The 8,105-nt window shown below is 67.2% G+C and carries 8 protein-coding genes; 7 read left to right on the top strand and 1 reads right to left on the bottom strand.

The features are described 5' to 3' along the window. From Rhe02_RS23815 to Rhe02_RS23805, 3 genes are all read left to right on the top strand, one after another. On the top strand, nt 1-2,159 hold a 2,159-nt coding region (locus tag Rhe02_RS23815; protein ID WP_203910551.1), incomplete at its 5' end, for an ATP-binding protein. Further along, entirely contained in the window at nt 2,156-2,722 is a 567-nt protein-coding gene (locus Rhe02_RS23810; protein WP_203910550.1) for a response regulator, read from the top strand. The genes Rhe02_RS23815 and Rhe02_RS23810, both read left to right, overlap by 4 nt. 17 nt (nt 2,723-2,739) lie before the next feature. After that, the gene (locus Rhe02_RS23805; protein WP_203910549.1) at nt 2,740-3,603 is read left to right on the top strand and encodes an alpha/beta fold hydrolase; all 864 of its coding nucleotides are present in this window, start codon (nt 2,740-2,742) and stop codon (nt 3,601-3,603) included. Here Rhe02_RS23805 and Rhe02_RS23800 read toward each other — a convergent pair. Further along, the gene (locus Rhe02_RS23800; protein WP_203910548.1) at nt 3,568-4,236 is read right to left on the bottom strand and encodes an SDR family NAD(P)-dependent oxidoreductase; all 669 of its coding nucleotides are present in this window, start codon (nt 4,234-4,236) and stop codon (nt 3,568-3,570) included. The two genes, Rhe02_RS23805 and Rhe02_RS23800, sit on opposite strands and share 36 nt — an antisense overlap. 24 nt (nt 4,237-4,260) lie before the next feature. Between Rhe02_RS23800 and Rhe02_RS23795 the strand changes: the two genes are divergently transcribed. The 4 genes from Rhe02_RS23795 to manD are packed head-to-tail and all read left to right on the top strand — an operon-like array spanning nt 4,261 to nt 7,959. After that, entirely contained in the window at nt 4,261-5,013 is a 753-nt protein-coding gene (locus tag Rhe02_RS23795; protein ID WP_203910547.1) for a class I SAM-dependent methyltransferase, read from the top strand. Nucleotides 5,014-5,022: 9 nt separating this feature from the next. Next, complete coding sequence (locus tag Rhe02_RS23790) at nt 5,023-5,859, top strand: patatin-like phospholipase family protein (RefSeq protein ID WP_203910546.1); 837 nt, start codon at nt 5,023-5,025, stop codon at nt 5,857-5,859. A gap of 31 nt (nt 5,860-5,890) precedes the next feature. Beyond that, nucleotides 5,891-6,700 (top strand): NAD-dependent epimerase/dehydratase family protein, encoded by an 810-nt coding sequence (locus Rhe02_RS23785; RefSeq protein WP_203910545.1) that lies wholly within the window; start codon nt 5,891-5,893, stop codon nt 6,698-6,700. Nucleotides 6,701-6,720: 20 nt separating this feature from the next. Further along, nucleotides 6,721-7,959 (top strand): D-mannonate dehydratase ManD, encoded by a 1,239-nt coding sequence (gene manD / locus Rhe02_RS23780; protein ID WP_203910544.1) that lies wholly within the window; start codon nt 6,721-6,723, stop codon nt 7,957-7,959. The last annotated feature ends 146 nt before the right edge of the window (nt 7,960-8,105 follow it).

Below are 8,105 nucleotides of genomic sequence, written 5' to 3'. Positions count from 1 at the left end.
TTTCCGGCACCTGGCGTGGACTGACCGAGAACGTCAACCAGCTGGCCTCGACGCTGACCACCCAGCTTCGCGCGATCGCCCAGGTTTCCACGGCGGTGACCCGTGGCGATCTGACCCAGGTCGTCGCGGTCGAGGCGCTGGGCGAGGTCGCCGAGCTGAAGGACAACATCAACCAGATGATCGTCACGCTTCGCGAGACGACGAAGAAGAACGCCGAGCAGGGCTGGCTCGACTCGAACATCGCCCGCACTGGCGGTCTGCTGCAAGGCCAGCGCGACCTCGACGAGGTCTGCCGCATGATCATGTCGGAGGTGACCCCGCAGGTCAACGCGCAGCTGGGCGCGTTCTTCCTAGCCGATGCCGACGAGATCGGCGGGCTGCAACTGCGGCTGGCCGCTTCTTACGGGTACCTGGCCCCGGATCACCCGGTGACCTACCTGACCGGCGAGGGCCTGGTCGGGCAGGCCGCGTTGACGCGGCGCACCATCCGCGTGGGCGCGGGAACGGCCCACCTGACCGTCCGAAGTGGACTGGCGGAGACCCCGGTGGGCGACCTCGTGGTGCTGCCTGTGGTCTTCGAGGGCGAGCTGCTCGGCGTCATCGAATTCGCCTGTGTCAGCGCGTTTTCCGAGCTTCACCTCGACTACCTGGACCGGGTGGTCACCACCATCGGCATCGTGCTCAACACGATCCTCGCCAACAGCCGGACAGAGGAGCTGCTCGCCCAGTCGCAGCGCCTCGCGCACGAGTTGCAGGAACAATCGGTCGAGCTGCAGCGCACCAACGCCGAGCTGGAAGAGAAGGCGGCACAGCTGTCCGAACAGAACCGGAACGTGGAAATCAAGAACCGCGAGATCGAGATGGCGCGGCTGGGCCTGGAGGAGAAGGCGCAACAGCTTGCCGCCGCTTCCCAGTACAAGTCGGAGTTCCTCGCCAACATGAGCCACGAGCTGCGCACCCCGCTCAACTCGCTGCTGCTGCTGTCACGGCTGCTGGCCGACAACCCGGACAAGAACCTGACCGCCAAGCAGATCGAGTTCGCGAGAACCATCTACAGCGCCGGTTCCGACCTGTTGGAGCTGATCGACGACATCCTGGACCTGTCGAAGATCGAAGCCGGCCGGATGGACGTGCAGCCGGCCGAGATCCGTTTCGACGAGGTTCGCCAATATGTCGAGCAGGCGTTCCGGCCGCAGGCGGACGACAAGAAGCTTGAGCTGGCGGTCAACATCGCTCCCGAGCTGCCGCCACATTTCGTCACCGACGCCCAGCGCCTGCAACAGATCCTGCGCAACCTGCTGGCCAACGCCGTGAAGTTCACCGACAGCGGCTCGGTGACGATGGAGATCGCGCTCGCCGAGCCGGCCATGGCGTTCCACGATCCCGTACTGGCCCAAGCGAATCAGGTCTTTGCTTTCCGGGTGCATGACACCGGGATAGGCATCCCGGACGAGAAACTGGCCATCATCTTCGAGGCGTTCCAGCAGGCCGACGGCACGACCAGCCGCAAGTACGGCGGCACCGGCCTGGGCCTGCCGATCAGCCGGGAACTGGCCCGCCTGCTCGGCGGCGTGATCACGGTGGCCTCCACCCCCGGGCGCGGCTCGACCTTCACTCTCTACCTGCCCGACCAGCTGGTGGCCGATGCGTCCAACACGGTACGGATAGCACCGGCGACGATCGGGCCTTCCTTCCCCACCCGGGCGCTGCCGCCCATGCTGCGCGAGGACACGCCGATCGTCACCGATCGGCGGGTGAGCCCGGAGCTCAACGGCGCCAACGTGCTCATCGTCGACGACGACGTGCGCAACGTTTTCGCCCTCACCAGCGCGCTCGAGTTGCACGGCATGCGGGTGCTCTACGCCGACAACGGCGCTGAGGGCATGCGGCTGCTGACCGAGCATCCCGAGGTCGATATCGTCCTGATGGATGCGATGATGCCGGATCAGGACGGATATGAGACCACCCAGATGATTCGCCGTCATCAGCGCTTCGCCGATCTCGCGGTGGTCTTCCTGACCGCCAAGGCGATGCCCGGTGATCGCGAAGAAGCCCTGGCCGCGGGCGCTAACGATTACATCACCAAACCAGTTGACCTAGATGAGCTGCTGGACTTGATCGCAAGAACGATGACTGGCCGGGATCGGAGCACAAGATGACCGGACCACAGAATGAACCCCTGCTCTCGGCGGGGCTGCGCCCGGCCAAGGCGCTGCTCGTCGACGATCGGCGGGACAACCTGATCGCCTTGGAGGCCATGTTGCAAGGCCTGCCCCTGGAAGCCGTCGCGGTGGACAGCGGGGAGGCCGCGCTCAAACAGCTTCTGGTCGACGACTTTGCGCTCATCCTGCTCGACGCCCAGATGCCGGAGATGGACGGCTTCGAAACGGCGAGCCACATCAAGCGCCGGGAGCGCACCCGGCACATCCCGATCATCTTCCTCACCGCGGCCGACCGGGACGCGCGGCTCGCCCTGCGCGGCTACGCGGCCGGCGGAGTGGACTATCTCACCAAGCCCTTTGACCCGTGGGTGTTGCGGGCCAAGGTTTCCGTGTTCGTCGATCTCTGGATCAAGGGGCAGCAGCTGAAAGCCCAGGCCGAGCAGTGGGCCCAGCTCTCCTCGGCGGTGGAGGCGGCGATCGCGTTGCTCAGCGATGAGGGCATGCCAGAGGCGGCCAGGCGGGCGAAGGTAAAACTTGAGGCTGCGCGGGAGCACTATTAGCTCACTAGCATGAGGCGATGGTCATCAGGCTGAACGGTTCCGGCGGACAGCTCGCCGCTGACGTCTGGGAGCCGGTCGCGGACCGGCGCGGCATAGTGCTGATGCTGCACGGCGGTGGCCAGACCCGGCACTCCTGGCGCAGGGCTGGGCCGATGCTGGCGCAGGCGGGCTGGCAAACCTATGCGGTCGACGCGCGCGGGCATGGTGAGAGCTACTGGTCCGGTGACGGTGACTATTCCTTCGACCGATTCGTGGATGATCTGATGTCGGTCGTGGCGGGGCTCGGTGAAAAGCCGGTCATCATCGGTGCTTCGCTGGGCGGGATCACGGCCATGCTGGCCGAAGGGGAGCGCGGCGGGGTGGCGCGGGCCCTTGTGCTGGTGGACATCGCGCCGCGGGTCGAGCCCGCGGGGGTGGCCCGGATTTCGGCCTTCATGATGGGCGCGCCCGACGGATTCGCTTCGCTCGACGAGGTGGCGGCCGCCGTACAGGCTTACCAGCCACACCGGGACCGGCCGGTCAACCCGCAGTCGCTGCGCAAGAACGTGCGGGTGGGGCCGAACGGAAGATGGTACTGGCATTGGGATCCCGCCTTCACCCGCACCGACCGCACGAGCGAGGTGAACGATGAGGGCTATCAGCGCACCAAACGGGCGGCCTCCCGCATCCGCGTCCCCACGCTGCTGGTGCGTGGGGAGCACTCCGACATTGTCAGCGTTGACGGCATGGATGAGCTGCAGTCGCTGATCCCCGGATCGAGCCTGGTCGAGGTGGGCGACGCCCGGCACATGGTGGCCGGTGACGACAACGCCGTGTTCCTCGGCGAGGTGGTGTCGTTCCTGGAGTCACACGAAAAGCTGCGAGCCCCGCACGGCCGCTGACCGATCGTCGCAGAGGAAAGCGATGGTTTGCGCGATCACCTCCGGTTTGGTCCAGCCGCTGGTGTCCGCGCCGGGCTGAGCGGCCCTGTTCGCCGGGGTGTCAATGACGTTGGGCAGGATGGCGTTGACGCGTATCCCGTCGCGTTCGTACTCCGCGTGCAGCGCGCCGACAAGCCCGAGCACAGCGGTCTTCGCGGTCAGGTAGCCCGCCGCGCCGGAGAACGGGCGCCGGGTGGCCTGGCTGGAAACGCAGACCACCGAGCCGCCGCCCGCTTCGATCAGCCGTGGTATCCCCGCCTGGCACATCAGATAACCGGGCCGAAGGTTGAGGCGCAGCTGCGCTTCGAAGTCGTCGATGGGCGTTTCGTGGACGCGGCCGCCCATGGCGAAACCGCCGACCAGGTTGACGACCGCCCTGAGCGGCTCGGTGGCGGCACCCACCACGGCCGCGGCCGCGGCCGGGTCGAACAGGTCGGCCTCGACCAGGACCAGCCGTTCGCTGGCGGGCATGCGGTCAAGCTCCTTGCGCGCCACCCACGGCACGACCACCTGCCAGCCCTCGTCGAGCAGCACCTGGGTCACCGCCGTGCCCAACCCGCCGGTGCCGCCGGTAATTACCACGCTTTTGCTCATCCACAGAGTCTACGATCGGCGGTCATGAGCGAGGACTTCGATCCGGTGGCCTATAACCGTGCCGCGTGGGACAAGCAGGTTGACTCGGGCAACGAGTGGACCCGGCCGGTCTCCGCCGAGGTGATCGCTTCGGCGCGGCGGGGCGAATTTTCGGTGGTGCTTATCGGGTACCAGCCGGTGGATCGCCAATGGCTGCCCGCTGATCTGTCCGGAGTGGACATCCTGTGCCTCGCCTCCGGCGGCGGCCAGCAGGCGCCCACCCTGTCCGCGGCCGGCGCCAACGTCACCGTGCTCGACAACTCGCCGCGCCAGTTGGAGCAGGACGCTTTCGTCGCGCAGCGCGACGGTTTGGACCTTCGTACGGTCCTGGGCGACATGCGGGATCTGAGCGCTTTCCCCGATGACAGCTTCGATGTCGTCTTCCACCCGGTGTCGAACCTGTTCTCGCCCGAGCTGGCGCCGGTGTGGCGCGAATGCTTCCGGGTGCTGCGCACGGGCGGCAGTCTGCTGTCCGGCTTCCTCAACCCGGACGTGTTCATCTTCGACGACGACGCGCTGGATCGCGGCGAGCTGATCGTGCGGCACAGCATTCCGCGTGATACGGCCGGTGATCCGGGGGAATGGCCGGTCTCCTACAGCCACACGATGGCCGAGCAGCTCGGCGGTCAGCTCGCGGCCGGATTCCTGATCACAGGTTTTTCGGAGGCTCCACATCATATGGACGCCACCGCGCGGTACCTTCCCGGATACTTCGCCACCCGGGCGGTGAAGCCGTAGGCTTTGCCCATGGCGGGCAGGGCTTTGGTGTTGGGTGGCGGCGGCGTGACCGGGATAGCGTGGGAGCTCGGCATGCTTGCCGGGCTGGCCGATGCCGGTGTGGACCTGACCGCAGCGGATCTGTTCGTCGGCACCTCGGCGGGTTCGGTGGTGGCCAGCATGATCGCCGGCGATCGGCCGCTGGCCGACTGGTACGAGACGCAGCTGTCCGATCCGGCCAGCGAGATCCCGGCCAAACTGGGTGCGGGCCTGCTGGCGCGCTACGCGTGGGCGATGCTCAGGAGCCGCACCACCGAACAGTTCGGGATGCGCATGGGCTCGCTGGCGCTCGCCGCGCCCACGGTCACCTCCGCCCAGCGGCGTGAGGTGATCGCCGCCCGGCTGCCCTTCGAGGGCTGGCCCGAGCGACCGCTCAAGGTGACCGCGGTAGACGCGGCGACCGGCGAGTTCGTCGTCTTCGATCGCGACAGCGGCGTGCCGTTGATCGACGCGGTGGCGGCAAGCTGTGCGGTGCCGGGGGTGTGGCCGCCCCACGAGATCAACGAGCGGCGATTCGTCGATGGTGGCATGCGTTCCGCGGTGAACGCGGACGTGGCGGAGGGTTCCTCGCAGGTGGTCATCCTGGCCCCGATAGTGCGCGGTGGGGGGCCGATGATTCCGGCCACCAAGCAGGTTTCCGCGCTGCAGGCGCAGGGTTGCCAGGTCACCCTGGTCAGCCCGGACGCCGCGGCGACCCGGGCGATCGGCACCAATGTGCTCGATCCGGGCCACCGCAAGCCGGCGGCGCTTGCCGGCCGGGCCCAGGCGGCCGTCGTCGCCGAGCAGGTGGCCAAAATCTGGGGCTAGTCGCTGTCGAAAGCCGCAGTAGTGTGGGGCGATGCGGGTGGTGGTGACCGGCGCGGCCGGCAAGGTGGGCAGTGTGGTGGTCCGCCGTCTTGTCCAATGTGGACACGACGTGGTGGCGACCGATCTGAAGTCGGGGCAGCGGGCCGATCTGTGCGATCTGGGCCAGGTCTTCGGCGTGTTCGCCGGGGCGGACGCCGTGGTGCATCTGGGCGCGATTCCGGCGCCGGGCGGCTATCCGCCGGAGCAGGTCTTCGCCAACAACGCCATCTCGCAGTTCAACGTCTTCGAAGCGTGCGCGAAGCTGGGCATCAACCGGGTCATCAGCGCTTCGAGCCTGTCCGCCTACGGGTATCCGTTCCAGCACCGCTGGTCCGAGCCGCTCTACTTTCCGCTGGACGAGGAGCATCCCCTGGTACCACAGGATGCTTATGGTCTGTCCAAAGCGATCGGTGAACAGGTCGCGGCCGCGTATGCGCGCCGGACCGGCGGGGTGGCGATATCGCTGCGGATCTCGACCGTCGTCGACGAGGAATACCTGCCACGCCTGGTGGAGATCGTGCGCGGCAAGCCAGAGGCCGGGGCCAGCTCGCTGTGGTCCTACATCCATGTCGACGATGTCGCACGCTTCTGCGAGGCCGCTCTCACCGCGCCGGTGGAAGGTCACCATGCGGTGCTGTGGACGGCCGCGGACACCATCATGGACAGGCCCACCGATGAGTTGCTCGACGAGTGGTACCCGTCGGTGCCAAGAAGACCGAGAAGCGATGAGTCGCTTGTCGACTGCGCCCGCGCCCGCGCCATGTTCGGCATCGCGCCGAACTTTTCCTGGCGTAAAGCCTGAGATCACGGTAAGAAAACGCAATGCTTATCGCGCAAGCCGAGGTGCTGATCACCAGCCCGGGGCGTAACTTCGTGACCCTGCGGATCCGCACAGCCGACGGCGTTGTCGGCTATGGCGATGCCACCCTCAACGGCCGTGAGCTGGCGGTGGCGACCTATCTGAGCGAGCACATCGTGCCGCTGCTGCTCGGCCGCGACGCGCACCTGATCGAGGACACCTGGCAGCTGCTCTACCGAGGCGTCTACTGGCGGCGTGGGCCGGTGACGATGGCGGCCATCGCGGCCGTCGACACCGCGCTTTGGGACATCAAGGCCAAGGTGGCCGGAATGCCCCTGTATCAGTTGCTCGGCGGGCGGTCCCGGGTTTCCTGCCGCGTCTACGGCCACGCCTCCGGGCGCGACAACGAGGAGCTTTTCGATTCGATCCGGGCGCACATGGCACGCGGGTTTCGGGCCATCCGCGTCCAGACCGCTATCCCGGGCCAGGACTCCACCTACGGTGTCGCCTCCTCCTCGGCTGCCGCCGCCGGCTCCGACGCCCGCTACGACTATGAGCCCGCGCGCCGGGTTCCGCTGCCGATTGAGGAGCGCTGGGACACCCGCGCCTATCTGCGCCACATGCCCGGGGTCTTCGAGGCGGTGCGCAACGAGTTCGGGCCTGAGCTGCCGTTGCTGCACGACACCCATCACCGGCTGACCCCCATCCAGGCCGCCAAGCTGGGCAAGGATCTGGAGCCCTACGACCTTTTCTGGCTCGAAGACGTGACCCCGGCGGAGAACCAGGAAGCACTGCGGCTGGTGCGCCGGCACACCACCACACCGCTCGCGATCGGCGAGATCTTCAATACCATCTGGGACTACCAGACTCTGATCTCCGAACAGCTCATCGATTACGTGCGTTCGGCGATCACCCACGCCGGTGGGGTCACCGGCCTCAAGCGCATCTTCGAGTACGCGGCGATGTACCAAATCAAGTCCGGTGTGCACGGCCCCACCGACATCTCCCCGGTCGGGCTGGCCGCCGCCGTCCACCTCGGTATCGCCCTGCACAACTTCGGCATCCAGGAGTACATGCCGCACAGCGCCGACACCCATGCGGTTTTCCGGCCCACATACTCCTTTGTGGACGGTGGCTTGATGCCCGGCGAGGAGCCGGGTCTGGGCATCGACTACGACGATGCGCTGGCCGGCTCCTTCCCCTACCAACCCGCCTACCTACCGGTCAACCGCCTCCTGGACGGCACCGTCCACGACTGGTGACCTTCTCGCCTCGACGGGCAGTCCCGGCAACCCCCGTTGGTGCCCCCGTTTCCACTGCCGGAACGACCCTCGTGCCAAGGATCGCGCTCGGCTCAGCCCGCCCGCAATGCCCTTGACCGGGGTGGGACGGGACAGCAGCCTTGAGC

The sequence above is a fragment of the Rhizocola hellebori genome (assembly GCF_016862955.1).
GTDB lineage: Bacteria > Actinomycetota > Actinomycetes > Mycobacteriales > Micromonosporaceae > Rhizocola > Rhizocola hellebori.
The sequence above is the reverse complement of the archived record's forward strand: the minus strand, read 5'-3'. Positions and strand labels throughout refer to the sequence as shown.